This is a genomic window from Lysobacter korlensis, assembly GCF_042434515.1.
Genome location: NZ_JBHLTG010000010.1, coordinates 132600 through 158213 on the forward strand (window position 1 = coordinate 132600; position 25614 = coordinate 158213).

At 70.9% G+C, this 25614-nt stretch carries 25 protein-coding genes; 18 read left to right on the forward strand and 7 right to left on the reverse strand.

Annotated features, from left to right (window positions below):
* Positions 1–20 precede the first annotated feature (20 nt).
* From ACFFGH_RS29705 to ACFFGH_RS29720, 4 genes are all read left to right on the forward strand, one after another.
* Entirely contained in the window at positions 21–1298 is a 1278-nt protein-coding gene (locus ACFFGH_RS29705) for a class I SAM-dependent RNA methyltransferase (protein ID WP_386675665.1), read from the forward strand.
* A gap of 82 nt (positions 1299–1380) precedes the next feature.
* Complete coding sequence (locus ACFFGH_RS29710; RefSeq protein ID WP_386675666.1) at positions 1381–2085, forward strand: response regulator transcription factor; 705 nt, start codon at positions 1381–1383, stop codon at positions 2083–2085.
* Positions 2075–3358 (forward strand): sensor histidine kinase, encoded by a 1284-nt coding sequence (locus ACFFGH_RS29715; protein WP_386675668.1) that lies wholly within the window; start codon positions 2075–2077, stop codon positions 3356–3358. The genes ACFFGH_RS29710 and ACFFGH_RS29715 overlap by 11 nt, the downstream gene beginning before the upstream one ends.
* Complete coding sequence (locus ACFFGH_RS29720; RefSeq protein WP_386675671.1) at positions 3355–4389, forward strand: DUF8320 family protein; 1035 nt, start codon at positions 3355–3357, stop codon at positions 4387–4389. The genes ACFFGH_RS29715 and ACFFGH_RS29720 overlap by 4 nt, the downstream gene beginning before the upstream one ends.
* Positions 4390–4671: 282 nt before the next feature.
* On the opposite strand, the gene ACFFGH_RS29725 is transcribed toward ACFFGH_RS29720, so the two are convergent.
* The 3 genes from ACFFGH_RS29725 to ACFFGH_RS29735 form a co-directional block, all read right to left on the reverse strand.
* A complete protein-coding gene (locus ACFFGH_RS29725) occupies positions 4672–4896 on the reverse strand; it encodes an acyl-CoA carboxylase subunit epsilon (protein WP_386675673.1) in 225 nt (74 codons plus the stop codon).
* 20 nt (positions 4897–4916) lie between these two features.
* On the reverse strand, positions 4917–6506 hold the full coding sequence (locus tag ACFFGH_RS29730; protein WP_386675675.1) for an acyl-CoA carboxylase subunit beta: 1590 nt from the start codon (positions 6504–6506) through the stop codon (positions 4917–4919).
* 111 nt (positions 6507–6617) lie between these two features.
* A complete protein-coding gene (locus tag ACFFGH_RS29735) occupies positions 6618–7067 on the reverse strand; it encodes a hypothetical protein (RefSeq protein WP_386675677.1) in 450 nt (149 codons plus the stop codon).
* A gap of 17 nt (positions 7068–7084) precedes the next feature.
* Between ACFFGH_RS29735 and ACFFGH_RS29740 the strand changes: the two genes are divergently transcribed.
* Positions 7085–7891 carry a biotin--[acetyl-CoA-carboxylase] ligase gene (locus ACFFGH_RS29740; protein WP_386675679.1) on the forward strand — a complete coding sequence of 269 codons (807 nt, stop codon included), beginning with the start codon at positions 7085–7087 and terminating at the stop codon, positions 7889–7891.
* A gap of 41 nt (positions 7892–7932) precedes the next feature.
* Positions 7933–8469, forward strand: a complete 537-nt coding sequence (locus ACFFGH_RS29745; protein ID WP_386675681.1) for a PH domain-containing protein — start codon at positions 7933–7935, stop codon at positions 8467–8469.
* On the opposite strand, the gene ACFFGH_RS29750 is transcribed toward ACFFGH_RS29745, so the two are convergent.
* Positions 8428–8910 (reverse strand): GtrA family protein, encoded by a 483-nt coding sequence (locus ACFFGH_RS29750; protein WP_386675683.1) that lies wholly within the window; start codon positions 8908–8910, stop codon positions 8428–8430. The genes ACFFGH_RS29745 and ACFFGH_RS29750 overlap by 42 nt on opposite strands.
* Before the next feature lie 112 nt (positions 8911–9022).
* On the opposite strand from ACFFGH_RS29750, the gene ACFFGH_RS29755 reads away from it, so the two are divergent.
* The 3 genes from ACFFGH_RS29755 to ACFFGH_RS29765 are packed head-to-tail and all read left to right on the forward strand — an operon-like array spanning position 9023 to position 12046.
* A complete protein-coding gene (locus ACFFGH_RS29755; protein WP_386675685.1) occupies positions 9023–10150 on the forward strand; it encodes a 5-(carboxyamino)imidazole ribonucleotide synthase in 1128 nt (375 codons plus the stop codon).
* A gap of 49 nt (positions 10151–10199) precedes the next feature.
* Positions 10200–10703, forward strand: coding sequence for a 5-(carboxyamino)imidazole ribonucleotide mutase (gene purE / locus ACFFGH_RS29760; RefSeq protein ID WP_386675687.1), 504 nt, complete (start codon positions 10200–10202; stop codon positions 10701–10703).
* Positions 10700–12046, forward strand: a complete 1347-nt coding sequence (locus tag ACFFGH_RS29765) for an LCP family protein (RefSeq protein ID WP_386675689.1) — start codon at positions 10700–10702, stop codon at positions 12044–12046. Before purE ends, ACFFGH_RS29765 begins: the two co-directional genes overlap by 4 nt.
* A gap of 40 nt (positions 12047–12086) precedes the next feature.
* Here ACFFGH_RS29765 and ACFFGH_RS29770 read toward each other — a convergent pair whose 3' ends face one another.
* Complete coding sequence (locus ACFFGH_RS29770; RefSeq protein WP_386675691.1) at positions 12087–14123, reverse strand: DUF6541 family protein; 2037 nt, start codon at positions 14121–14123, stop codon at positions 12087–12089.
* A gap of 166 nt (positions 14124–14289) precedes the next feature.
* Between ACFFGH_RS29770 and ACFFGH_RS29775 the strand changes: the two genes are divergently transcribed.
* From ACFFGH_RS29775 to glf, 3 genes are read left to right on the forward strand one after another with little or no spacing between them, the layout of a single operon-like run.
* Complete coding sequence (locus ACFFGH_RS29775; RefSeq protein WP_386675693.1) at positions 14290–15270, forward strand: glycosyltransferase; 981 nt, start codon at positions 14290–14292, stop codon at positions 15268–15270.
* Positions 15267–16121 (forward strand): glycosyltransferase, encoded by an 855-nt coding sequence (locus tag ACFFGH_RS29780; protein ID WP_386675695.1) that lies wholly within the window; start codon positions 15267–15269, stop codon positions 16119–16121. The genes ACFFGH_RS29775 and ACFFGH_RS29780 overlap by 4 nt, the downstream gene beginning before the upstream one ends.
* Before the next feature lie 42 nt (positions 16122–16163).
* Positions 16164–17336 carry a UDP-galactopyranose mutase gene (gene glf, locus ACFFGH_RS29785; RefSeq protein WP_386675697.1) on the forward strand — a complete coding sequence of 391 codons (1173 nt, stop codon included), beginning with the start codon at positions 16164–16166 and terminating at the stop codon, positions 17334–17336.
* A gap of 26 nt (positions 17337–17362) precedes the next feature.
* Here glf and ACFFGH_RS29790 read toward each other — a convergent pair whose 3' ends face one another.
* Positions 17363–18589, reverse strand: a complete 1227-nt coding sequence (locus tag ACFFGH_RS29790) for a DUF6716 putative glycosyltransferase (protein ID WP_386675699.1) — start codon at positions 18587–18589, stop codon at positions 17363–17365.
* A gap of 115 nt (positions 18590–18704) precedes the next feature.
* Between ACFFGH_RS29790 and ACFFGH_RS29795 the strand changes: the two genes are divergently transcribed.
* Both ACFFGH_RS29795 and ACFFGH_RS29800 read left to right on the forward strand, forming a co-directional pair.
* Positions 18705–19376 carry a glycosyltransferase family 29 protein gene (locus ACFFGH_RS29795; protein ID WP_386675701.1) on the forward strand — a complete coding sequence of 224 codons (672 nt, stop codon included), beginning with the start codon at positions 18705–18707 and terminating at the stop codon, positions 19374–19376.
* Between the two features lie 22 nt (positions 19377–19398).
* Positions 19399–19782, forward strand: coding sequence for a hypothetical protein (locus tag ACFFGH_RS29800; protein ID WP_386675703.1), 384 nt, complete (start codon positions 19399–19401; stop codon positions 19780–19782).
* On the opposite strand, the gene ACFFGH_RS29805 is transcribed toward ACFFGH_RS29800, so the two are convergent.
* Complete coding sequence (locus ACFFGH_RS29805) at positions 19701–21617, reverse strand: glycosyltransferase (protein ID WP_386675705.1); 1917 nt, start codon at positions 21615–21617, stop codon at positions 19701–19703. The genes ACFFGH_RS29800 and ACFFGH_RS29805 overlap by 82 nt on opposite strands.
* Before the next feature lie 191 nt (positions 21618–21808).
* Here ACFFGH_RS29805 and ACFFGH_RS29810 point away from each other — a divergent pair, with 191 nt between their 5' ends.
* From ACFFGH_RS29810 to ACFFGH_RS29825, 4 genes are read left to right on the forward strand one after another with little or no spacing between them, the layout of a single operon-like run.
* The gene (locus ACFFGH_RS29810; protein ID WP_386675707.1) at positions 21809–22666 is read left to right on the forward strand and encodes an ABC transporter permease; all 858 of its coding nucleotides are present in this window, start codon (positions 21809–21811) and stop codon (positions 22664–22666) included.
* The gene (locus tag ACFFGH_RS29815) at positions 22659–23429 is read left to right on the forward strand and encodes an ABC transporter ATP-binding protein (RefSeq protein WP_386675709.1); all 771 of its coding nucleotides are present in this window, start codon (positions 22659–22661) and stop codon (positions 23427–23429) included. Before ACFFGH_RS29810 ends, ACFFGH_RS29815 begins: the two co-directional genes overlap by 8 nt.
* Entirely contained in the window at positions 23401–24606 is a 1206-nt protein-coding gene (locus tag ACFFGH_RS29820; RefSeq protein ID WP_386675711.1) for a cytidylyltransferase domain-containing protein, read from the forward strand. The genes ACFFGH_RS29815 and ACFFGH_RS29820 overlap by 29 nt, the downstream gene beginning before the upstream one ends.
* Complete coding sequence (locus ACFFGH_RS29825) at positions 24603–25478, forward strand: N-acetylneuraminate synthase family protein (protein WP_386675713.1); 876 nt, start codon at positions 24603–24605, stop codon at positions 25476–25478. Before ACFFGH_RS29820 ends, ACFFGH_RS29825 begins: the two co-directional genes overlap by 4 nt.
* The last annotated feature ends 136 nt before the right edge of the window (positions 25479–25614 follow it).

Genomic DNA, 25614 nt, shown 5'->3' on the forward strand with positions numbered 1-25614 from the left:
GACCTGCCTATGCTCGGAGGATGGGTGAGAACGTGGGCCGCGAGATCGAGCTCGCGATAGACAAGGTAGCCCACGGCGGTGTGACGGTCGCCCGGCACGAGGGCAGGGTGGTCTTCGTCGGCGACGCGATCCCGGGGGAGCGGGTGATCGCGCGGGTCACCGACGACCGCAAGAACGCCTTCTGGCGCGCCGACACCGTGCGGGTGCTCGATCCGAGCCCGCACCGGCGGGAGCATGTGTGGGCCGCCGCCGGCCTCGACGTCGACCCAGAGTTCCGGCCCGGCGGCGCGGAGTTCGGTCACATCCGGCTCGCGCACCAGCGGAAGCTGAAGGCCGACGTGCTCGCGGAGTCGATGGAGCGCATGGCCGGCATCGAGGCGCGCGTCGAGGTCGAGGCGCTGCCGCTCCGGGACGCCGCGACGGACGGGCGTGCTTCCGGCGAGCCGGTGCAGGACGAGAACGGCACCGGATGGCGCACGAGGGTGCGCCTGCATGTGGACGACACCGGACGCCTCGGCCCGTACGCCGCTCGCTCCCACCGGGTGATCCGCGTCCGCGAGCTGCCGCTCGCGACGCCCGAGCTCGCCGCCGCGGCGCCGCTCGACGAGCACTTCCCCGGCGAGGAGCACGTGGACCTCGTCGCACCGAGCACCGGCGAGCCGAGACTGATCGTCGGCACGCAGTCGCCGACGGAGATCACCGAGCGGGTGGGGGAGCGGGAGTTCCGGCTCGACGACTCCGGCTTCTGGCAGGTGCACGTGAGCGCCGCCCGGACGCTGACGGACGCGGTGCGGCACGCACTCGACCTGCGGCTGCTCGACCTGGATGCCGACAATCTCGACCTGTACGGCGGGGTCGGGCTGCTCGCCGCCGCAGTCGCAGACCGGGCCGGCGCGGATGACATGCTGATCACGAGCGTCGAGTCGAGCCCCCGCGCCACCGAGCATGCTCGCCACAACCTGCGCGAGTGGCCGGGCGCCACCGCTGAGACGGGCCGCGTCGAGCGATGGCTGCGTTCCCGGCTCGCCGCCGCGGGGCCCGCGGAACGGCAGCGGATGCGCGAAGCGACCGTCGTCCTCGACCCGCCACGCGCGGGCGCCGGTCGCGAGGTCATCGACTCCCTCGCCGAATTCGGCCCAGCGCAGCTGATCTACGTCGCCTGCGACCCGGTCGCGCTCGCCCGCGACACCGGCCTGCTCGCCGAGAAGGGGTACGAGCTGCGCACCCTCCGCGCCTTCGACCTCTTCCCGAACACGCATCATCTCGAGGCGGTCGCATCGTTCGTCAGGCGCGGCTGAGCAGTATGAACCCCGCCCCTGGGGATACGATGAGTGCGCGCTCGCGTTGTCGCGAGTTCGAGGGGAAACGGGGCGGGAACATATGGCTCAAACGATCGAGAACGAACCGGCGACAGCGAAGCCGACCAGTTCAGTGCGCGTCGCCGTGGTGGACGACCACGAATCCGTGCGGCTGGGGCTGAAGGCCGCCTTTCAGGAGGAGGGGTACGACTTCGTGCTCGCCGCCGCGAACGTCGACGAGCTCGTCGACGGACTGGATGGGCGCGAGGTGGATGTCGTCGTCCTCGACCTGTCCCTCGGCGACGGCTCGTCGGTGACCGACAATGTGAAGCGCGTGCAGGCGACCGGCTCCGCGGTGCTGGTGCACAGCATCGCCGATCGGGTCGCGAGCGTCCGTGAGGCGCTCGCCGCCGGCGCCGCCGGTGTCATCCCGAAGTCGTCCGCGACGAGCACCGTCATCGCCGCCGCCGCCACGGTGGCCCGCGGCGAGGTGCTCAACAATCTGGAGTGGGCGACCGCGATCGACGCCGACCGCGATTTCGCGAAGGCGCAGCTCGGCCGGCGGGAGCGCGAGATCCTGCACCTCTACGCGTCTGGCCTGCCGCTGAAGCTCGCTGCCGAGCAGCTCGGCATCGGATACTCCACGGCGCGCGAATACCTCGACCGCATCCGGGCGAAGTACGTCGAGGTCGGTCGGCCGGCGCCGACCAAGGTCGACCTGCTGCGCCGCGCGGTCGAGGACGGCATCCTTCCGGGGCTCGACCCGGACGGCGGCGATGGCCGCTAGCGGGCTCCCCCGCGACTTCCCGGCGGTCAAGCAGCCCCGGAACCCGATCAGCCGGCGTCGGGTCGACGCCGTCATCTCCCGTGCCATCGCAGGGTTCGGCATCGTCTTCGCCGCGCAGACCGCGCCGATCCTGCTGGGGCAGGTGGGTGAGACCGGCGACGTCTGGCTCACCATCGCGATCGCCGCCCTCGTCGGCTCACTGGTTCTCGCGATGTCGTTCTCGATCGCCCGCAGGTGGGTGCGGGTGGCGCACGCCACGTTCGCGTTCGTCTACATCGCCACGCTGGTCAGCTGGCCGTTCGCCGTCGTGGATCCGATCGGTCGCGAAGAGAACCACTGGCTGTACTACATGCTGACGGTGGCGACGGCGACCGCCGCGATCGCCTTCCGCACCCGGGTCGCGGTGGTCTACCTGTTCGTCGTTCCGGCGATCTACGGGGTCATCCACGCCGTGCCGGCCGGCGGGGGCGCGAGCTGGGAGCGGAGCCTGCTCGACTCGGTCTACGCGATCATCCTCGGCGGCGCCGTGCTCATCATCGTCACCATGCTGCGCGAGGCGTCCACGTCGGTGGATGTGGCGCAGGCGACGGCGCTCGACCGCTACGCGGTCGCGGTGCGGCATCACGCCACCGAGGTGGAGCGCGTGGAGGTGGATGCGATCGTGCACGACAGCGTGCTGACCACGCTGCTCTCCGCCGCCAACGCGCGCACCCCGGAGGCGAAGCGGATCGCCGCCACGATGGCCGGCAACGCGATGGGGCACCTTCGCGACGCCGCCCGCGCTCCGTCCGATGGTCCCGGCACCATCACGATGGCCGACGTCGCCGCTCGCATCGTGGAGGCGTCGACCGGCTTCCCGGTGCCGTTCGAGGTGCGCGAGCTGTCCGTCGGCGGGTCGCCGGTCTCGGCGACCGTCGGTGAGACGATCACCGCGGCGGCCACGCAGGCGATGGTGAACAGCGTTCAGCACGGCGGCGATTCGCCGTCCGTGTCGCGTTGGCTGAGGATCAGCGACGCGCCCGAGGGTGGCGTCCTCGTCGAGGTCGGCGACACGGGACCCGGATTCGACGTCTCCGGCGTCCCGAGCGAGCGCCTCGGCGTACGGGTGTCGATCCTCGAGCGGGTCGCGAACGCCGGCGGTGTGGCACACATCGACTCCGCGCCCGGGGACGGCACGGTGGTGTCCATCCTCTGGCCCGCGCCGGAGCCGGTCGCCGTGATGCCCGACGACGAGCTGCAGCAGGCGCAAGCGGCGATCGGTGGCGTCGCGTGAACATCGGTGTGCCCCGCAGCCTCATCGTCACGGTCGCTGCGCTCTTCTCCACCTACCACCTGGTGCTCGCGACCTACTCGCTGGAGATCCCTTCGCAGCCGGCACCGGTCATCGCCGCGATGGCGCTGTACGCGGTCGCGACCGTGATCAGCCTGGGGCCCGGCGCTCTGAAGATGCCGCTCTGGATGGCCGGGTTCAACGTGGCGGTGTCCATCGGGATCGCCATCCTGGTGAGCTCCGAGCTGGATCCGCTGCGCGAGGGCGGCAACGGCTACGCCACCTGGTACGTCGCCGCTGTGGGAACGCTGATGGCCATCACGTCCACCCGCCGCCGGCACAGCTTCGCGTGGGCCGGTGTGCTGTTCCTGGCCGTGCAGACCTTTCTCTGGGCGGGGCCCGGAGCCGTGCTCTCGATGGGGGTGATCGGCAGCGTCTCGTGGGTCGCGGTCGCGCACATCCTCAGCCGCGCCATGGCGAAGGCCGGGCGCGACGCGCAGCGCTTCGCGCTGGCCGAGCGCGAGGCGACGGAGTGGCAGGCCGCGCAGGAGGCGCACCTCTACGAGCGGAGGTTCCGGCTGGGCCAGACAAGCACGATGGCGCTGCCGATGCTCCGCACCATCCGGGCGACCGGCGGCGAGCTCACCGACGCGCAGCGCCGCGAGTGCCGGAACCTCGAGCAGGCGATCCGGGATGAGATCCGCGGGCGGCGGCTGCTCAACGATGCCGTGCGCACCGAGGTCATGAACGCCAGGCGCCGTGGGGCGACGGTCAACCTCCTCGACGAGGGTGGCCTCGACGATCTCCCCGAGGCGGACCGGGAGCGGGTGCTGAACCGGCTCGCGGAGGCGGTGGCCGGCACGACCGCCGACCGCATCGTGGCACGAACCGTTGCGCAGGACTCCGACGTCGCGGTCACCGTGGTGGGGCTGAAGAGCGGCGATGGCCGGGCGAGTGCCCTGGGGCCGGACGCGGAGGAAGAGGTCGACCTCTGGCTGGAGATCCCGCGCGCGACACAGGTCCGCACCAGCTGAATCCCGGTTGCCGCGACCGGGTCGCCGCACGCCCGGCGCGATGAAAAGAGGAAGGGGCCGGAGAGATCCTCCGGCCCCTTCACAAGACCCGAGTCAGGGCCGTAACCCGAATACCGCCCTGACTCGCCCCCGGTCGACTGGCCTGCTTACCCTGTTCGGCCAGCGACTGGCGATGCTCTCGGATATACGAGGCACCTAGCAGGATCAATTCTGGTTCGGGGGCGAGCGAGCCGACAGTCGTCATTTCAGAGGACAGTATTCCTGTACCCCAGCGCGGCCTGTTCAGAACGAGCGCCAGGCACCGCGTCCGGGCACGACCGGTGAGCGCAGCATCCCGAACGCGCGCTGCCAGTGCCGTCCGTCCGGAACCGCCCGCTCCTCCGGCGCAGCGGCGTGCTCACGCACGGCCAGGTGCAGCACGGCGGTGACCGCTGCGAGCTCCTCGTCGGTCGGCTGCCCCGCGACCACGCGCAGGTCGATCGGGGGCTCCGCGTCCGCAGCGGGCACGGCTCCGGCTCCTCCGAGCGTCACAGCGGGATGTTTCCGTGCTTCTTCGGGGGCAGGTTCGCCCGCTTGGTGCGCAGCGCCCGGAGCGACTTGATCACGGCGACCCGGGTGGCGGCCGGCTCGATGATCCCGTCGAGCTCGCCGCGCTCCGCGGCCAGGAACGGGCTTGCGACGTTGTAGGTGTACTCGTTCGCGAGCCGGGTGCGCACGGCGGCGATGTCCTCGCCCGCGGCCTCCGCATCCTTGAGCTCCGTGCGGTAGAGGATGTTCACCGCGCCCTGGCCGCCCATGACCGCGATCTCGGCGGTGGGCCACGCGAAGTTGAGATCCGCGCCGAGCTGCTTCGACCCCATCACGATGTAGGCCCCGCCGTACGCCTTGCGGGTGATCACCGTCACGAGCGGCACCGTCGCCTCGGCGTACGCGTACAGCAGCTTCGCACCGCGCCGGATCACGCCCGTCCATTCCTGGTCCGTGCCCGGCAGGTAGCCGGGCACGTCGACGAGGGTGAGGATCGGCAGGGAGAATGCGTCGCAGAAGCGCACGAAGCGTGCCGCCTTCTCTCCTGCATCGATGTTGAGGGTGCCGGCCATCGCGTTCGGCTGGTTGGCGATGATGCCGATCGGGCGACCCTCGACCCGCGCGAAGCCCACCACGATGTTCGGCGCGAACAGCGGCTGCGTCTCGAGGAACGAGCCGTCGTCGACGACGTGCTCGATGACGTCCTTCACGTCGTACGGCTGGTTCGGCGAGTCGGGGATGACCGTGTTCAGTTTGCGGTCGGCGTCGGTGATCTCGAGTTCGACGTCGTTCGCGTAGACCGGGGGCTCCGCGAGGTTGTTCTCGGGCAGGTAGCTCAGGAGCGTCCGGGCGAAGTCGAGCGCATCGTCCTCGTCGCTCGCGAGGTAGTGCGAGACGCCGGAGGTCTTGTTGTGCGTCAGGGCGCCGCCCAGCTCCTCCATCCCGACGTCCTCGCCGGTGACCGTCTTGATGACGTCGGGGCCGGTCACGAACATCTGGCTGGTCTTGTCGACCATGATCACGAAGTCGGTGAGCGCGGGGGAGTAGACCGCGCCGCCCGCCGCCGGACCGCAGACGATCGAGATCTGCGGGATGACGCCGGACGCAGCGGTGTTCTTGCGGAAGATCTCGCCGTACTTGCCGAGCGCGACCACGCCCTCCTGAATGCGGGCGCCGCCGGAATCGAGGATGCCGATGATCGGCACCCCGGTCTTCAGGGCCAGATCCATGACCTTGAGGATCTTCTCGCCCGCCACCTCTCCGAGCGATCCGCCGAAGATCGTGAAGTCCTGCGCGTAGACGGCGACCTGCCGTCCGTGGATGGTGCCGGTGCCGGTGACGACGGAGTCGCCGTAGGGGCGCTTCCGGTCCATGCCGAAGGCGTGGGTGCGGTGCCGCACGAACTCGTCGAGCTCGACGAAGGAGCCGTGGTCGAGCAACGCGTCGATCCGCTCCCGGGCGGTCTTCTTCCCCTTGGCGTGCTGCTTCGCGATGGCGGCCTCACCACTCGCGGTCACCGCCTCGTGGTAGCGCTCCCGGAGGTCGGCGAGCTTGCCTGCGGTCGTGGAGAGGCGGTCGTCGGCAGTCATCTGGCTCACTCTACCGACACCGGTTCCGCCGAACGGTTGGAGCTTTCCTCCAGCAAACCCGCAACGGCGTTGCATCCGGCCTCCGGATGACGCCACCCCGCTGCCCGACGGTCAACGCCCCGCGAGTGCCTGCTCCAGCAGGGCGGCCTTCTCGGTGCGCCCCATCGCGCGGTAGGCGAGCACCCAGTCCGCCGGGCGTGCCATGGTGAGGCCCCGCCAGCTTTCTCCCGGCGCCGCGGGAATGTGCACCACCGTGTCCGACGTGCGGATCGCGAAGCCGACGAGGAGGTCCACCTGCTCGCCGGCGCGTTCCAGCCGGTGCAGCGCCCGCGTCGCGAAGCCGGTCGCGTCCCCCGGGTCCGGTGCATCCGGCAGCCCAAGCGCCCGGAGCACCACCTGTACCGCACGCTCCTCGGCATCGGTGACGAGGTCCCAGTCGTTCACGGTGTCGACGAGGCCCATCGACGCCAGCAGCCCGGATCCGCCCACGACGCTGCCGATCCCGGCATCCCGGAGCGCCGCCTGCACGCTGGCCACGAGGTCCATCGGTGGCAGCCGCACGCCAGTAGCCTAAACGCGTGGAGCTGCCGCGGAGCACCGGATCGGGCGGGCTGATCGTGCTGGCGTCCGCCGGCTCGACGAATGACGAGCTGTCGCTGATCGCGGCGGAGGCGCCGGAGTTCACGGTGGTCCTCACCCTCGATCAGCGCGCCGGCCGGGGGCGGCTCGGCCGCTCCTGGATCGCACCGCCTGGGCGCACGCTCGCCGCGTCGGTGTTACTGCGCCCGCTCGCACCCGGGCAAGCCCCGCTGCCACCCGACGCGATGGGGTGGCTGCCACTGCTCGCGGGCGCGGCCATGACCGCCGCCGTGAGCAGCGTCCTGCCCGCTCCGGAAGCCCGGCTGAAGTGGCCGAACGACGTGCTGATCGACGGCCGGAAGGTGAGCGGACTGCTCACCGAACTGGCTCCCGGTGGGGCCGTGCTCGTGGGCTCCGGTGTGAACCTGTTCCTCACCGCGGACGAGCTGCCCACTCCGACGGCGACGTCGCTCGTCCTCGCCGGCGCGACGGCCGACGGGGACGAGCTGATCGACCTGGTGCTCTCCCGCTATCTGGCGGGTCTCCGCGACCTGGTGCGCGACCTTCGCGATGCCGGCGGGAACGCGATGGCGTCCGGCGGGCACGCTGCCGTCACCGCCCTGTGCGACACGCTCGGCCGCAGCGTCCGGGTGGAGCTGCCGGGTGGCGACGCGCTGCTCGGCACCGCGGTGGGGATCGATCCGACCGGCCGGCTGCAGGTGCGGCCCGAGAACGGCGGGGCGCTCGTCGCGGTGGCCGCCGGGGATGTGGTCCACCTCCGCCCGTGGCTGGCGGAACGCGGCTGAGCGTCCCGGTGTGGCCACAACGCGTGGGGTAGAAAGGGACGATGGCGACTGAGGGGCAGGTCCCGGAGACGGTGGTCGCGAGACTCCGCCCCCACGCACGCGCCCTGTTCTGGCCGAGTGTCTTCCTCATCGCCCTCTCGGGCGGCACGGCCTACCTCGCCTCCGTCGTCCGTGAGCCATGGCAGGAGACCGCGGTCCTGGCAGGCGGTGCGGCGCTCGCCGTGCTGCTCTGGCTGCTGCCGCTGCTGTCCTGGCTCGGGAACCGCTACACGATCACCAGCCGCCGGCTGATGATCCGCTCGGGCCTGCTCGTGCGGCACCGGCAGGAGATCCTGCACAGCCGCAGCTACGACCTCGTGGTGCGGCAGAACGCGATCCAGAGCCTGTTCCGCAGCGGCGATGTGCACATCAACACGGGACTCGAGCACCCGGTCGTGCTGCGCGACGTGCCGGGCGTCGACCTGGTGCAGGCCGCGCTCACCGACCTGATGGAGCAGAACTCCAGCGGGATCGCGAGTCGACGCCAGCAGGAGCAGTCACGATTCGGCGACGGCGCCTCGGCCTGGGAGGACCGCTGAGCGGTCCCGCGGCGCGCTGCGATGCGGAGCGAACACCCACCACTTGTAGAGGGTGAAGCGGAACGCTGTGCCGAGCGCCAGCCCCACGACGTTCGTGGCGATGTTGTCGGCCAGCAGGCTGGTGAAGCCGAGGACATAGTGCGACAGCCAGAGGCAGCTCAGCCCGATCAGCATCCCGCCGAGGCTCACCGCCAGGAATTCGAGACCCTCCCGGACCGCTGCCGTCCGACGCGACGACCCGAACGTCCAGTACCGGTTCCCGACCCAGTTCGCGGCGATCGCCACCGCGGTGGAGATCACCTTCGCGACCACCGGGCCCTCGTGCAGCTCCTCCGGCGAGAGCACGGTCAGTCGCAGCGCGTTAAAGATCGCCACGTCCAGCACCAGCCCGACCGCGCCGACCATGCCGAAGCGGGTCAGCTGGGTCAGGAGCGGGCGCATGAGGTCCTTCGGACGTGTGATCTCCGCCCGAACGGCCGTGCGCTCATGGGGGAGGATAGGTACGGCGGTTGGCAGTCTAACCGCTGCCCGAACCCTTCCCGAAAGGCTCCGCATGACACTCACCGTCGGCGTGATCGGGGGCGGCCAGCTCGCCCGGATGATGATCCCGCCCGCCGTCGAGCTCGGCATCCAGCTTCGCGTGCTCGCCGAGTCGGAGGACTCCAGCGCGCGCCTCGCCGCCACCGCGGTGGGGGATTACCGTGACCTCGACACGGTGCTCGAATTCGCCCGCGGGGTCGACGTGATCACGTTCGACCACGAGCACGTGCCGCAGCCGGTGCTGCACGCCCTCGTCGACGCGGGCGTCGCGGTGCGGCCGGGGCCGGATGCCCTCGCGATCGCGCAGGACAAGCTGCTGATGCGTGAGCGGCTGGAGGCGATCGGCGCACCGGTGCCTGCGTGGGCTCCGGTCGAGTCCGAGCGCGAGCTCACCGCGTTCCTGCGAGGATCCGGTGGCCGGGCGGTCGTGAAGACTGCTCGGGGCGGCTATGACGGCAAGGGCGTCAGGTTCGTCCGGTCCGCCTCGGAGGTGGCGGACTGGTTCGGTGCGCTCGCGGAGGACGGACGCGGTGGCGCCCTGCTGGCCGAGGAGCTGGTGGAGTTCGACCGGGAGCTGGCGCAGCTCGTCGCGAGGCGGCCGTCCGGGGATGTGGTGGCGTGGCCGGTCGTCGAGACGGTGCAGCAGGGCGGTGTGTGCGCCGAGGTGTTCGCCCCCGCGCCGCGGTCCGCCGGTTCGACGGCGGCGGCAGACCTCGCCGTCTCGATCGCGACGGGCCTCGACGTCACCGGTGTGCTCGCCGTGGAGCTGTTCGAGACGCCACGAGGCAGGCTGCTCGTGAACGAGCTGGCGATGCGCCCGCACAACAGCGGCCACTGGACCATCGAGGGCTCCACCACCAGCCAGTTCGAGCAGCACCTCCGCGCGGTGCTCGATCTGCCGCTCGGCGTGGCCGACGCGCGGCATCCGTGGACCGTGATGATCAACGTGCTCGGCGGCCCCGCGGAGGGCTCTCTGCAGGACCGCTATCCGGTGGCGCTCGCCGCCGCGCCCGACGTGAAGGTGCACGCGTACGGCAAGGACCCGCGGCCCGGACGGAAGGTGGGGCACGTCACCGCCTGGGGCGACGACCTCGACGACACCGTCTACCGCGGACGCGCCATGTCGGCTCACTTCGAGTGACCCCGGCAGGGGGTGTCCCTCAGTGCCGCACCGAGTGACACCGCCTAGCATGTCCTTCGTGCCGAACGCCCTCGTCTCTCTCGTCATGGGATCCGACTCCGACTGGAACGTCATGGCGGATGCCGCCGCGGCGCTCGACGAGTTCGGCATCGCCCGCGAGGTGGAGGTCGTCTCCGCCCACCGCACGCCGCGGAAGCTGATGGAGTTCGGCACCAGCGCGCGAGAGCGCGGCATCCGGGTGATCATCGCCGGTGCCGGGGGAGCAGCCCACCTGCCCGGCATGCTCGCGTCGCTGACGACCCTTCCGGTGATCGGCGTGCCGGTGCCGCTGGCGCGACTCGACGGGCTCGACTCGCTGCTCTCCATCGTGCAGATGCCCGCGGGCGTCCCGGTCGCGACCGTGTCGATCGGCGGGGCACGGAACGCGGGCATCCTCGCCGCGCGGATCCTGTCCGTCGCCGACGCGGACCTCGCCGACCGGCTGGCCGCCTTCGCCGCCGCCCTGGAGGAGACGGTCGAGCGCAAGAACGCGGAGCTCAAGTCCTCCCTGTGAGCACGTCGACACCCGTCCGCTCGCCGGATCTGCGCAACCCCTCCCTGATGACCCGTCGGGGCTGGTGGCTGGTGCTGCTCAACATCGTGCTGCCCGGATCCGCGCAGGTGCTCGCCGGCGACCGCAAGCTCGGCCGCTTCGGGCTCGTGTCGACCTTCGTGCTCTGGGCGGGCATCGCGCTCGCGCTGCTTCTCTTCTTCCTCGCCCGCGAGCTCTTCCTCACCCTCTCCACCAACCCGGTCGCGCTGTGGGTGCTCGAGGTGGCGCTCGGCTTCTACGCGGTCCTCTGGGTGATCCTCACCATCGACACGCTGCGGCTGGTGCGGCTGGTGCGCACGGCCCCGCGGGCGCGCGGCTTCCTCGCCGGTCTCGCGGTGATCGCCCTCGCGGTCGGCGCAGGCACCGCTGCATACGGCGCGGTCGTGGTGGACTCTGCCCGGTCACTGCTGTCGAATGTGTTCGGCGGGGGGCAGATCGCCGAGCCGATCGATGGGCGATACAACATCCTGCTGCTCGGCGGTGACGCGGGCCCCGACCGCATCGGCATCCGCCCCGACAGCATCTCCGTGGCCAGCATCGACGCGTCGACCGGAGCCGTGACGATGATCGGCATCCCGCGGAACCTGCAGTACGCGCCGTTCCCGGAGGGATCGCCCATGCTGGGGCCGTTCCCCGACGGCTACAACTGCGGCGTGGACTGCCTCATCAGCTACCTGTACACGTATGGCGAGGAGCATCCGGAGCTCTATCCGGACGCGGAGGCGGCGGGCAGCACCCCGGGCGTCGAGGCGATGCGCGATGCCGTGGAGGGCACCACGGGGCTGACGATGCAGTACTACGTGCTCATCGAGATGCAGGGGTTCAAGAACCTCATCGACGCGCTCGGCGGCATCGACATCGATGTGAAGGAACGCGTCGGCATCGGCTCGAACACCAACCCGGACGGCAGTCCCGCCGAGGCCGGCGGCTGGATCGAGCCCGGGAAGCGCCACATGGACGGCGAGACCGCGCTCTGGTACGCGCGGAGCCGCTACCAGACCACCGACTACGCACGGATGGAACGGCAGCGTGAGGTGCAGGAGGCGATCCTGCGCCAGGCCGATCCGCAGACGGTGCTGCTGAAGTTCCAGGACATCGCAAGGGCGAGCGCGGATCTCGCGACGACCGACATCCCGCAGGCCATGCTCGGCCGGTTCACCGATCTGGCGCTCAAGTCGAAGGAGCAGCCGATGGAGCGCCTGCAGCTGGTGCCGCCGGAGTTCGCGCCGGACGCCCCCGACTTCGAGAAGATCCGCGCCGCGGTGGCGGAGGCGGTCGCGCCCGCGGAGGAGGCCGCGGAGTAGTTCCCGGTCGCTGAGGTCGTCGAAGGGACCGCGGGGAGGGTCAGTCGCAGGCGGTGATGCGGTAGAGGACGCTGGTGCCTGAGCGGGCGACCGCCTCGAATCCGGGGGCGTCCGCCGCTGCGGTCATCGGCGCGAAGTACTCCGCCTGCGGGTCGCCGCCCGACAGCAGGTCCTCCGAGTGGACGAGGTAGTGGGTGTCGAGCCGGTCGAGTGCCGCACAGACGGCCGGGTCCTCCGCCGCCCGGTCGAGGCGCTCCGCGACGATCCTGCGGTCGGGATCCCAGTTGCCCGTGAGGTGGGGGAACAGCGGCTCCCGGTCGCCGATCGCCCAGGCGAGGCTCGTGCCGTCCCACGGGTTCCCCGCGACGCGTTCACCGTCCGGAACGTGCTCCGGCAGCTGACGCAGGAGCTCGCGGTCGTCGGCGGAGAGGATCTCCCGGTCGGTCACCTCCGGCACGCTGAACATCGTCGTGATGGACGCGCGGACGCCTGACTGTGACGCGCTGAACCACGAGGTGCCGGCAACCACGACGAGCGCCGCGGCCCCCAGTGCGGAGGTGCGCGCCCACGGCACTCGTCGGCGCCCCAGCCATGAGCGGAGCACCGCGACGCCGGCGGTGAGTCCCGCGGCGGCGAGCGGCACCGCCAGGATCGGCAGCGCCGACATCAGCCGGTATTTGTCCTTGTACCAGAGGCCGGTCAGCACCTTCGCGAGGTCGGAGTTCGACCCTGCCGCGAACGCATAGAGGAGGACCAGCCCGACGTAGGCCACGACGATCCAGCGGTACTGCGGGCGGCGCACCGCGAGCCACAGGCCGCCGAGGGTGAGCGCCGCGAGCAGCAGCAGCGGCGCGAGCGGGCCCTCCGGCGGGCCGATGACCACCGAGTGCGTGAGCCCCTGCAGCAGCGACTCGAAAAACCCCTGGCGGGCGGTGGCAGGCCCGCCGTTCAGCCGGTCGGCGATCGGCCGGGCGCCGACCCGGTAGAACCGGAACACCACGACGAGGGCGGCGACCGCTGCGAGAAGCGTGCCCGCCGTTACGCCGCCGAGCACGAGCGCCACGCGTCGACGCCTGCCTTCCAGCCATCCGCGGCGGGCCCAGCGGATCAGCAGATACACCACGAGCGGGGCCACGAAGACCGCGAAGGTCGGCAGCGACCGCGGATGCGCGAATGCCGCCGCCGCGACCCAGAGTGTCAGCAGCACCCACGGGCGCAGTCGCACCGGGTCCGGGTCCCGCAGCGGCTCCCGGCCGCGGGGGCTCAGCACCGCGAGCACCAGCAGCGCGAGGCCGACCGGCAGCTGCGCGTACGCCAGCCCGGTCGGATACAGGGTCCCCCACTCGAGCAGCAGCAGCGGGAAGGCGGAGAACGCGGATGAGAGGATCGCGGCGCCCGCGAGCAGCAGCCGGCGGTTGGGTGCACGGCCGGCCAGGGTGTCGGTCAGCACCACGGCGCCGGGCACCCAGACGCCGACGCTCACCGCCACCCACGCCGCGTTCATGGCGGCCGGGATGCCGGCGCCGGTCACCTGGGCGATCATCGCGGTGAGGATGTGCCAGGCGGCCGGGTAGAACTCCAGATCGTCTCCCGGGTTGCTCAGCCGGTAGAGGTGGAACGAGGACGCATCGCCCTCCTGCAGCACGAACGCCGCCGCATTGAGGTGGAAGACGGCGTCGTAGCTCTGGCTGACGCTGTCCGCCGTGCCGACGGCGACGATGGCTCCGACGGCGATCGCGAGCCCGGATACGGCGACGGCGAGCCAGACCTGCCATGGCGTGCGTCCTCCGGCGTCGGCGAGCAGCCGGACCGGACGGCGCTGCCGCAGCAGCCGCCGGGTCAGCAGGACCAGCGCCGCCGCCAGCAGCGCGGCAGCGAGCACTCCCCAGACCGAGAACGGGACGCCGAGCTCGCCGAGGATCACACCGAGGACGCCCGCGCCGGCCAGCGTGATCGGGCCGGCGGTGGCGACGAGGATCAGCCCGCGAAGGCCCAGGGAGTAGGCGATCAGCCCACCGGGGGCCAGCAGCAGCAGGATGGCCGGCAGGATGGCGGCCCAGGAGAGCAGATCGGTCACGCGGCGCGAAGATCAGGCCGGCACATGCTCCCAGCCTACCGGCCCCGTTCCCCGCGCCGGCCGGATCGACAGGCCACCGGTCGGGCGGTGGCGACGCCGGGTGCCGGGTGCGCCACGCACCGTCGGCTAGGCTGACGGAGTCGTCGAGATCCCCGGAGTTGCCGAAATGCCCATCACGGCGCCGATCCGGTTCGTGGCAGTCGTCGTCGCGTACAACCGCGAAGAGCTGCTGCGGGAGTGCCTCGACGCGCTCGCCGCGCAGACGGTTCCGCTCGCGGGCCTCGTGGTCGTCGACAATGCATCGGCCGACGCGAGCTTCGACGTCGCGTCCTCCCATCCGGTTGGGGCCGACGTGCTGCGGCTCACCCGCAACGCGGGGGGCGCCGGGGGCTTCGCGGTCGGGATGGCCCGCGCGTTCGAGGCGCACCGTCCCGACTGGATCTGGATCTTGGACGACGACACCATCCCGACCGAGACCGCCCTCGCGGAGCTCGACGCGGTGGTGCGTGCCGACTCGGGCCGGCCGGAGCTCGCGCTCGTGGCTTCCCGCGTCGTGTGGACCACCGGGCAGGACCATCCGATGAACACCCCGCGTCGCAAGCCCTTTCTCGGCAAGCGGGAACGGGCGGCCGCCGCCGCCCTCGGCGTGCTGCCGGTGCGCTCGGCGTCGTTCGTGTCGTCGCTGGTCCGCGCGGATGCCGTGCGCCGATCCGGGATGCCGATCGCCGAGTACTTCCTCTGGAACGACGACTTCGAATTCAGCGCCAAGCTGCTGCGGCGTCGCCGCGGCGTGTTCGCCCCGGGCAGCGTGGTGCTGCACAAGACACGACTCCTCGGCTCCACCGACAACGATCCGGGCGAACGGTTCTACCTCGAGGTGCGCAACAAGGTGTGGCTGTTCCGGCGGTCCCGCGCCCTCGCCGGATGGGAGAAGCCGATCTACGTCGGCGCGTCGCTGCTGCGCTGGGGACGCACCTTCCGCCGCTCATCCGACCGGAAACTGCTGCGCGACTGCCTCCGCCGTGGCCTCCGCGACGGCTTCCGGTCGAGCCCGCGGCCGAACGCGACCGTGCTCGCCGACGCCGGTGTGCCGGCGGCCCTGCTCGCCCGGGTCGACGCGATGCCCGCGAAGCGGGGCCGCGAATGAGCGAGGCTGATCCGCCGTCGTTCTCGCTCCTGCTGCCCTACTACCGGCGTGACGACCCCGCGTTCTTCCTGCGTGCCTTCCGCAGCACCGTGACCGATCAGACGCTGAAGCCGGCGCAGGTGGTGCTCGTTCAGGACGGTGAGGTCCCGGATGCGCTGGCGACGGTGGTCGATGAGTCGGCTGCAGGCAGCCCGGTGCCGGTCGACATCGTCCGGCTCCCCACCAACCGGGGTCTCGCCACGGCACTCGAGGAGGGGCTCAGGGCGTGCCGGTTCGAGGTCGTCGCCCGGATGGACGCCGACGACATCTCGCTGCCGCACCGGTTCGAGCGGCAGCTTCCGATGCTGGCGTCGGGGCTCGACCTGGTCGGCGCAGGGATGCTGGAGTTCGAGGACGAGGTGGGCAAGGTCGTCGGGCGCCGGGTTCCGCCGGTGGGTCAGGAGAGCATCGCCAAGTACGCGCGGTTCCACGATCCGTTCAACCACCCCACCGTGGTGTACCGGAAGCAGGCGGTCGCCGCCGCCGGCGGCTACCGCGACCTCGGGCTGATGGAGGACTACTACCTGTTCGCGCGCATGATCCACTCCGGTGCGAAGGTCGGCAACGTCGCGGAGCCGCTCGTGATGTACCGGGTGAGCTCCGGCGCGTATGCCAGGCGCGGCGGGCTCAACCAGCTGAAGGCGGAGCTGATGCTGCAGCGCGCGTTCCGCCGGTCCCGATTCACCACCCGTTCACAGTTCGCCCGCAACATCGCAGTCCGCGGCGGCTACCGGCTGGTGCCCGAGACGCTTCGGCGGGTGGCCTACCGCTCGCTCATCGCCAGACCGCCCCGGACCGACCAGGGCCGCTGAACCACGGCCGTATCCCGCCCGTGACCCAACCAAGGAGAACTCGTGAAGTGTGACCTGCTCATCGTCGGATCGGGGTTCTTCGGGCTGACCATCGCGGAGCGCGCCGCGACACAGCTCGGCCTCAAGGTGCTCGTGCTCGACCGCAGGCACCACATCGGCGGCAACGCGTACAGCGAGAACGAGCCGGAGACGGGCATCGAGGTGCACCGCTACGGCGCGCACCTGTTCCACACGTCGAACACGACGGTTTGGGACTACGTGCAGCAGTTCACCGCGTTCACCTCGTACCAGCACCGCGTGTACACCAACCACCGCGGCGAGGTGTACCCGCTGCCCATCAACCTCGGCACCATCAATCAGTTCTTCCGCTCCGCGCACGGACCGGACGCGGCGCGCCGGCTGATCGCCGAGCAGGCCGCGGAGATCCCGACCGGGGAGGCGTCGAACCTCGAGGAGAAGGCGATCTCGCTCATCGGGCGGCCGCTGTACGAGGCATTCATCCGCGACTACACCGCGAAGCAGTGGCAGACCGACCCGCGGGAGCTGCCGGCCGAGGTGATCAGCCGGCTGCCGGTGCGGTACACCTACGGCAACCGCTACTTCAACGACACGTTCGAGGGGCTGCCGGTCGACGGCTACACCGCGTGGCTGACCCGCATGGCCGACCACCCGAACATCGAGGTGCGGCTCGAGACGGACTTCTTCGACGAGTCGCACGATGCGAGCCGCGGGGCGGCCCTCGGGCGCGTTCCGATCGTCTACACCGGGCCGGTCGACCGGTATTTCGGCTACGCGGAGGGCGAGCTCGGCTGGCGCACCCTCGACTTCGAGCAGGAGGTGCTGCCGACTGGGGACTTCCAGGGCACGTCGGTCATGAACTACGCCGATGCGGACGTCCCGTACACCCGCATCCATGAGTTCCGGCACTTCCACCCGGAGCGCGAGTACCCGAACGACCGGACGGTCGTGATGCGCGAGTTCTCCCGCTTCGCCACCAGGGGCGACGAGCCGTACTACCCGGTGAACACGCCGGAGGACCGTGCCCGGCTGCTGCGCTACCGGGAGCTGATGAAGGGCGAGCAGGACGTGCTCTTCGGTGGCCGGCTCGGCACCTACCAGTACCTCGACATGCACATGGCGATCGGGTCGGCGCTGTCGGCGTTCGACAACAAGCTGGTGCCGATGCTCAGCGGCCGGGCGGAGGCCGCGTCCTAGCCGAGCAGCCGCATTCGGGGGCTCCGTCAGCGGCGGATCCGCCGTGCCGCCGTGAGCAGCCGGCGCCGAACCGGCTCGGGAAGGGCCGCGCGCACCGCGCGGCGCAGCGGTGACCCCGCGAGCGCGTCGGCGCGTTCGCGGACGGCGCCGGCGATCCTCCTGCGGTTCTGATGGAACGGATGCGCCCATGCCCGGTCGTGCGGCCGGTCGTCGGCTTCGACGAGCTCCAGCATCCTCGCGGCGAACGTCGCCGCCGGGCTCGTGGCGGCCGACGGGAACACGTCGCGCAGCCACTCCGGATCTGGAGTCCCGATGTCGTCCGTGTCGAGGGCGTCGAAGGTGCGCAGCAGCCCGGATCGCACGAACCGCGAGTTGAGGAACGGCTCGCCGAAGAAGTCGGCGAGAAACGCCACGCGGCATCCCGCGGCGAGCGCCTCGAGGATCGCGGTGGACGAGACGCTGAGCACCAGGTCGGTGCTCGGCAGGCGCTCGGCGATCGGGGTGTAGTCGATCCGCAGATTCGGCGGGGGCGCGACCCGCGCGAAATGCACGGCGGGGGAGTAGGTCATCTCGTGGAAGGTCGCCTCGTCGGGGCGGTGGCGGGGACGCACGATCATCTCCCGGTCGGGATGACGGCGCGCGTAGTCGGCGAGCCGGTCGTAGAGGTAGGCGCGCTCCTCCGCGAGCGCCGGCACGGTCGGCTGGTCCGCGAAGAGCACGCGGCGCACCGCACCGCCTCGAGCCGGGGCTGGATGCGCCGGGAGCAGCGGCAGGCCGGTGAGGAGGAGATTGTCTTCCGGCAGCCCGAGCGCCCTGGCGGTCTCGAGGAAGTCGCGTAAGTCCTCTGCGGAGTTGACGGCGATCACGTCGCCGAGGGCGCGCCAGATGTAGCCGTGCAGGTTGTTGTAGAGCACCATCCCGACGTAGGCGGTGCCGATCACCGGCAGCCTGCCCTGCCCGGGCGTCTCGTGCACCGCGGCGATGAACTGCTCCACGCGAGAGCCGTCGTAGATCGGCACCACGGTGTCGGAGTCCCTGGCGAGCCGGAGGATCTCCTCCTGCGGCAGGTATCGCACGGGCCGCGACGTGATCGCCCGTACCTGCCCGGGCGACAGCTGGTGCCGGGTGCCGGTCGTCGGAGCGGCGAGGGTCACCTCGGCGCCGGCCTGCTCGAAGGCCTCCGCGAAGCGGTCGGCGAGCTTGAGCCCTGAGTCGAAGCCCGCGACGAACAGGCTGCGCGGCGCTGATGGCACGAGTTCCCTCCACCTTGATCGTTCCGGTTCGTGGCCGTTCCAGACTAGGGCCGCGGGCAGGACCGCCCGGTCGCGCGACGCCCGGTGCCGGAGGGGGCCGCGCTAGCATGACGACATGCGGGGGACAGGAACCGGGACGCCGCGTTCGCAGACCGAGGTGCTCCGCGGACTGATCTCGGCCCGGCTGGGCTCCGGCCCGCCGCGGACGCTGGCAGTGGTGGGCAACGCCCCGCTCGAGCCGTCGGCCGACCGGGCCGCCCGCATCGACGAGGCAGACGCGGTGGTGCGGATGACGACCTTCGACGTCGACCGCGGGGTGCCCCGCACCGGCACCCGCACGGACGTCGCCATCATCCACCGCGCGACCTCCCCCGGCCCCGCGACGTTCGAGCGCTACGGCGAGCGGGTGTACCTCCTCGCGGAGCCCGGACGGCTGCACTGGGAGCGCGAGCAGGTGCCGCCATGGTGGCCGGCGGACCTCGGGTTCGTGCCGATCTCCAACGCGGAGTTCACCCGGCCGCTCAACCGGGTGCTCCGGTTCTCGCCGCACTCCGTCACCTGGGCGACCACCGGCACGCTCGCCGTGTGGGTGATGCACCGGCTCTTCCCGGACGCGGAGGTCACGCTGACCGGCACCTCCCTGCTCGGCGCCCGCGCACACCGGGTGACGACCCTCGAGCACGCGTGGGGCTCGAGCGTTCAGCTGACCTGGGAGCACCGGCTGGCCGCTGAGCGCCGGGCGCTGCGCTCGTGGCTGCGGGCTGGATGGCTCCGGGTACGCTCATGACAGGTCGGACAGGAAGGCGGTGGTGCGGGTGAAGCGCGTGGCGAGGGACCTGCTCCGCCGCGGCTGGCGGGTGGTGCACCGCATCGCACCCGCGCTGGCCGAGCGGATCGACGACCGCAGGCGGGTGCGGATCCGTTCCGCCGCCGCGGTGTCCGGGGTGGTCCGGTTCGAGGAGCGGATCGGCGCGCTGGAGCGCGACCTGGAGCTCGTCTCGAAGCAGCTCGCGGTGGTGACCATGCGGCTGGAACAGCCGAGCGCCGATCGGCCCGGCCCGGCCGGGAACGAGGAGCGGCTGATCACGGCACGGCTGAGCGCGATCGCCTTCTACGAGGAGCGGATATCGCGGCTCGAGGCGGCCGCTGGAATCGCCACACCGTCCGCGGACGAGGCGTCGAGCCCGAGATAGCGTTCCCACGCCGCCACGGAGAACAGGGAGCCCGCCGCCGCACGATAGTCGCGGCGAAGCCTGCGCCACCTGAGGATCAGCCGCAGGTGCAGCAGCACGCTGGAGCGAAGCTCGGAGCGGAAGCGCTTCGGGTCGCGCCGGTACAGCGCGCTGCCCGTGCCGTCGGCCAGCGGGACCAGCACGTCGTCGTAGCGGGGAACCCGCCACCAGCGGGCAGCCGAGCGGGTGAGGCGGACCGGTGTGCGGTCGGCGCGTCGTGCCACGGGCAGGAAGTGCCGGGTCACCGTCTTCACCAGCCATGCGATCAGCCCGAGCTTCGAGGGGCGCGGCTCCGTGGCGCTCAGCTCCCGCGAACGTCCGCCCTCGAGGTCGGCGTCCGAGCGGATCACCCGCATCTCCCCGTACTCGGCGGCGACGCTGCGCGTCCACGGCAGCCGCGTGCGAAGCGCGCCCTCCAGGGTCGACGGGCCGGCCAGCACGTCACGGATCGCCTCCTGACGCAGCCGCACCGCGTAGTACTGCATGAACAGCAGGTGCTTCAGGTCGAGTCCGAGGCTCTCCACCACCAGGGTGCCGCCCCGCCGGGTCGGCGAATGGATCAGCGCGGAGACCAGGCGGTTGCGGCTGTGGAAGAAGGACTGCCAGTCGCGGCTGTCGTCCTTGTCCAGCCACGAGACGTGCCAGACGGCGGCGCCGGGGAGGCTCACCGTCCGGTGCCCCCGCGACAGCGCGCGCAGGCCGTACTCCGCGTCGTCCCACTTGATGAAGTACGGCATCGAGAGCCCGAGCTCCTCGAGGATCGGCCGCGGGATGAGGCACATCCACCAGCCGTTGAAGTCCACCTCGTGCCGACGGTGCAGCCACGGCGTCTCCCCGAGACCGGCGGCGGTGAAATCGTGTCGCGTGTGGTCCGGGTCCGGTGGGCCCCAGTTGAAGGTCCGCCGGTCCACCACCTCGCCGAACGCGTGCAGGGTGAGCGGGTGGTTGAAGTCGAACATGTGCCCGCCGACGATGGTCGGCTCGGTCGCGTATCGGGCGAACTGCAGCGCCCGGAGCGCACCCTCGGGCTCCAGCGCGATGTCGTCGTCGAGCAGCATCAGGTAGCCGGACTCCTGCCGGCGGAGCAGCTCCACCATGCCGCGCGAGAAGCCTCCGGAGCCCCCGAGGTTCGGCTGGTCGATGGGCACCAGGCGGCCGCCATGCGCGGCGGCCACCTCGCCGTACCCGGCGGCGTCCGCCACCTTCGAGGTGCCCTGATCGACCAGGAAGATCCGGTCGATCGAGGAGACGACCCGAGCCTCGGATGCCAGCGCGTCCAGCAGCTCGACACACGAGTCGGGACGGTTGTACGTGGTGATCACGACCGACATCGACCGCGGAGCGTCGCTGTCCTCCGCGGCGCTCCAGTCCGCCGATTCCAGCGTGAGGCCGTCGGCCCCGGCCTCGAGGTCGATCCAGTACCAGCCCCCGGTGTCGAAGCCCTCGAGCGGCAGGTCGAACACGGTGCGGGCCGCCTCCCCGTCGACGGTCCGCCGCTCGACCACCGTGGCGGCGCCGTCACCGTCCGAGCGCGACACGGTGACCGTCCCCGTCCCGGAGGAGCGCACCTCGAGCAGCACCCGGGAGAGCGGCGTCGCGTGCTGCCAGTAGCCCGCGGGGAAGGCGTTGAAATACGACTGCAGGCTCGCCGTGCCGAGCGCAGGCACCCGGAGCCGGGACCGACCATCGACGAGTGCGCCGGTCGCCGAGCCGGCATCCTGGGCGACGTAGAGCGGCAGCAGCTCCATGCGGCCGGGGCCGGGGAACACGGTGCGCAGAACGGTCCGATCGGACATGCTTCGACAGCCTCCCGGACGGTCTGGGGTGCAGGACCTGGCTCGTGGCCGCTATGTATACTAGCGACGCACTTGAACAGCCTTGCTCAGAGGGGCGGCTCCAGGGAGCAGCGGCAGGGCTGACACGTGGCCGGACCGCCGTGAGCGCCAAGCCCGTCAAGACTGGTTCGCCCGTGCGGAAGAGGAGCTGCGTGACCGACGAAAGTGTTGCCGCGATCGCGCGCCGCTTCGGTCTCACCAGGGTCGGAGTGCGCCCGCCGCTCGGCCGGTACCTCGCTGAGACGTGGTCGAGGCGGGCGTTCGCCGCGACCCTGGCGAAGTACCGCATCCAGTCCGAGAACGAGCGCAACCGGCTGGGCATCGCGTGGGTGGTCATCAAGCCGATGCTGAACGCGCTCGTCTACGGGCTCGTGTTCGGGTTCATCCTCCCGCCGGGCTCGCGGCCGGACAACTTCGTGCCGTTCCTGCTCGTCGGCGTGTTCATCTTCGAGTACTTCGCATCGAGCTTCGGCTCGGGCGCGAAGTCGGTGACCAGCAACCAGCGGCTGGTGCAGAGCCTGAGTTTCCCGCGGATCCTGCTGCCCCTCGCGGTGCTGCTCGAACAGGCATTCCGGCTGCTGCCGATCCTCGCTGTGCTGGCCATCCTGCTGCTGGTGTTCAACGAGCCGCTCACACCGGAGTGGCTCATGGTGATCCCGGTGCTGCTGCTGATGACCCTGTTCAACGCCGGCGTCGCCATGATCGCCGCCCGGCTCTCGGTGCACATCCGGGACATCCAGCAGGTGATCCCGTTCGTCACCCGGATCATCTTCTACACCAGCAGCATCTTCTTCTCGATCGACCTCATCCTGGCGCACCGCCCGGACCTGCTCGCGATCGCCCATCTGAATCCGGTGTACGAGTTCATCGCCCTCTCACGCGACGCGCTGATCACGGGCTCCCCGGCGGAGCCGGTGCTGTGGCTCTGGGCGTCGATCTGGTCGGTGGTCGTCTTCCTCTTCGGTGTCCTCTACTTCTGGCAGGCGGAGGAGAGGTACGGCCGTGAATGACTTCGAGCGGCAGATGATCGCCTCCGGCGCCCGCCCGACGTTCCTCGTCGATGAGCTCCACGTGAAGTACCGCACCTACTCGTCCGGGAAGCCCGCCGCCGGGGAGGGGCGGAGCCTCACCGCGCGCCGCACCCGAGGCGTCCGCGAGGTGCACGCGCTGAAGGGCGTCACCTTCGCCGCGTTCGAGGGTGAGAGCATCGGCGTGATCGGGCACAACGGGTCGGGGAAGTCGACGCTGATGCGGGCGATCGCCGGGCTCATCCCCGCCGCCGGCGGCGCGGTGTACGCGGAGGACCGGCCGGCGCTGCTCGGCGTCAACGCGGCGCTGCTGGGCGAGCTGTCCGGTGACAAGAATGTCCGGCTCGGCGGGCTGGCGCTCGGCTTCACGCCGGCCGAGGTGCGCCAGCGGTACCAGGGCATCGTAGAGTTCGCCGGACTCCAGGAGTTCATCGACCTGCCGATGCGCACATACTCCTCCGGGATGTCGGCGCGGTTGCGCTTCGCCATCGCGTCGAGCAAGAACCACTCGATCCTGCTCGTCGACGAGGCGCTCGCCGTGGGTGACCGCGCCTTCCGCTCGAAGAGCGAGGCGCGCATCCGCGAGATGCGGGAGAACGCCGGCACGGTCATGCTGGTCAGCCACTCGATCAACTCCATCCTCGACAGCTGCAACCGGGTGATCTGGATCGATCACGGGAACCTGAAGATGAACGGCGACCCACAGGAGGTCTGCGATGCGTACCTGGAGCAGTCCGCAGGCTGAGCTCCTTCCGGAGGGGACGGTCGTCGCGATCATCCCCGCCCGCGGCGGGTCCAAAGGTGTTCCCGGCAAGAACGTCGCCCGCGTCGGCGGTGTCCCCCTCGTGGCGCGCGCCGTGGCCGCGGCGCTGGATGCCGGCATCCGGCAGGTCGTCGTCTCCACCGACGACGACAGCATCACCGCCGCCGCGGAGGAGGCCGGCGCCCGGGTGGTGATGCGGCCAGCTGAACTCGCCGGGGACACCGCCTCGAGCGAGTCCGCGCTGCTGCACGTGCTCGACCAGCTGGAGGCAGAGGACGGCTCACCACGAGTCGTCGCCTTCCTCCAGGCGACCTCTCCGTTCATCGAGGCCGCGTCACTGCGCTCAGCGGTCGACCGGGTGCTCTCCGGCGACGAGGATGTCGTCTTCTCGGCGTTCCAGACCTACGCGTTCCTCTGGCGCGAGACCGGTGCCGGCGCTGAGGGCGTGAATCACGACGCCGGGCACCGGCCGCGCCGCCAGGACCGGGAGCCGCACTTCCAGGAGACCGGTGCGTTCTACGTGATGCGGGCCGACGGCTTCCGCTCGGCGCAGCACCGCTTCTTCGGCCGGGTCGGCATCGAACAGGTTCCGGAGGCGCTGGCGATCGAGATCGACGACCCCGTCGAGCTGGAGCGCGCGCGCGCACTCGCACTCGCCGACGGTGCCCGGCCGGCGGTGGGCGCCGTGGATGCCGACGCGCTGGTGATGGATTTCGACGGGGTGCACACCGACGACCTCGTGTTCGTCTCGACGGACGGCGATGAGGCGGTGCGGGTCAGCCGCAGCGACGGGCTGGGGCTCGGAATGCTCCGCGAGGCCGGGCTGCCGATGCTGATCCTCTCCAAGGAGCGCAACCCGGTGGTCTCCGCGCGCGGCCGAAAGCTGCGCATCGAGGTGCGTCAGGGGGTGGACGACAAGCTTCCGGCCCTCGAGAAGTGGGCCGCCGAGCACGGCATCCCGCTGTCAAGGGTCGTGTTCATCGGGAATGATATAAACGACCTCGCGTGCCTCGGGGCGGTCGGCTGGCCGATCGTCGTGCCGGAGGCCCCCCAGGGGGTCCGGGCTTCGGCGCGCATCGTACTGACACAACGCGGCGGGCATGGTGCCCTCCGAGAACTCGCCGACCTGATCCTGGCGGCGCGAAGGGAACTCCCATGACCAGCGCAGTGCAGATCGGCGAGCAGACGATCGGCGGAGACGCACCCGTCTACGTCATCGGCGAGATCGGACTGAACCACAACGGCGACGTGGACATCGCCAAGAAGCTCATCGATGTCTCGGCGGACGCCGGCGCGCAAGCGGTGAAGTTCCAGAAGCGGACGCCGGACATCTCGACGCCCGAACACATGAAGAGCATGCCGCGCGAGACGCCGTGGGGCACGATGACGTACCTCGAGTACCGCTACCGCGTCGAGTTCGGCAAGGACGAGTACACGGAGATCGCGCAGTACGCGAAGTCGAAGGGGCTGGACTGGTTCGCGTCCCCCTGGGACGAGGAGGCCGTCGAGTTCCTCGAGGAGATGAACGTCCCGACCCACAAGGTGGCCTCCGCCTCGGTCACCGACCTGGGCATGCTGCGGAAGCTGAAGGAGACCGGCAAGCCGATCATCCTCTCGACCGGGATGTCGACGATCGAGCAGATCGACACGGCGGTGGAGATCCTCGGCACCGACAAGCTCGTCCTGCTGCATGCCACGTCGACGTATCCGCTGCCGCCAGAGGAGGCGAACCTGCGGACCATCCACACGCTCAAGGACCGCTACGGCGTGCCGGTCGGCTACTCCGGGCACGAGCCCGGGCTGCAGATCTCCCTCGCCGCGGTGGCCATCGGGGCGCAGGCGGTGGAGCGCCACATCACGCTCGATCGCACCATGTGGGGCAGCGACCACTCCGCATCGCTCGAGCCGCGCGGCTTCGGCGCGCTCATCCGAGACATCCGCATCATCGAGACCGCGATGGGCGACGGCGTGAAGCGCGTCTTCCCGGGTGAGCTCGCCCCGCTGTCGAAGCTGCGCAGGGTCGACGGGTAATCACTCCGCAATTGCTGGAAATGCCGCGAGCCGCAGGGAGCCGGCGAACACACAGCGGAGGCTTGGCGGCGCCGGCCTCCGCGACCACAGGCGCCGTTGCGCCGGACGGCGGTCCACGCCGCCGAGGAATCTGAGG

Bases quoted from the DNA above. Each gene is read 5' to 3' on its own strand.
- ACFFGH_RS29710 (WP_386675666.1), top strand. From the start codon at position 1,381: ATGGCTCAAACGATCGAGAACGAACCGGCGACAGCGAAGCCGACCAGT.
- ACFFGH_RS29705 (WP_386675665.1), top strand. From the start codon at position 21: ATGGGTGAGAACGTGGGCCGCGAGATCGAGCTCGCGATAGACAAGGTA.
- ACFFGH_RS29750 (WP_386675683.1), bottom strand. From the start codon at position 8,910: ATGCGCCCGCTCCTGACCCAGCTGACCCGCTTCGGCATGGTCGGCGCG.
- ACFFGH_RS29805 (WP_386675705.1), bottom strand. From the start codon at position 21,617: ATGTCCGATCGGACCGTTCTGCGCACCGTGTTCCCCGGCCCCGGCCGC.
- ACFFGH_RS29715 (WP_386675668.1), top strand. From the start codon at position 2,075: ATGGCCGCTAGCGGGCTCCCCCGCGACTTCCCGGCGGTCAAGCAGCCC.
- ACFFGH_RS29745 (WP_386675681.1), top strand. From the start codon at position 7,933: ATGGCGACTGAGGGGCAGGTCCCGGAGACGGTGGTCGCGAGACTCCGC.
- purE (WP_386675687.1), top strand. From the start codon at position 10,200: ATGTCCTTCGTGCCGAACGCCCTCGTCTCTCTCGTCATGGGATCCGAC.
- ACFFGH_RS29795 (WP_386675701.1), top strand. From the start codon at position 18,705: ATGCGGGGGACAGGAACCGGGACGCCGCGTTCGCAGACCGAGGTGCTC.
- ACFFGH_RS29730 (WP_386675675.1), bottom strand. From the start codon at position 6,506: ATGACTGCCGACGACCGCCTCTCCACGACCGCAGGCAAGCTCGCCGAC.
- ACFFGH_RS29820 (WP_386675711.1), top strand. From the start codon at position 23,401: ATGCGTACCTGGAGCAGTCCGCAGGCTGAGCTCCTTCCGGAGGGGACG.
- ACFFGH_RS29775 (WP_386675693.1), top strand. From the start codon at position 14,290: ATGCCCATCACGGCGCCGATCCGGTTCGTGGCAGTCGTCGTCGCGTAC.
- ACFFGH_RS29780 (WP_386675695.1), top strand. From the start codon at position 15,267: ATGAGCGAGGCTGATCCGCCGTCGTTCTCGCTCCTGCTGCCCTACTAC.
- ACFFGH_RS29825 (WP_386675713.1), top strand. From the start codon at position 24,603: ATGACCAGCGCAGTGCAGATCGGCGAGCAGACGATCGGCGGAGACGCA.
- ACFFGH_RS29755 (WP_386675685.1), top strand. From the start codon at position 9,023: ATGACACTCACCGTCGGCGTGATCGGGGGCGGCCAGCTCGCCCGGATG.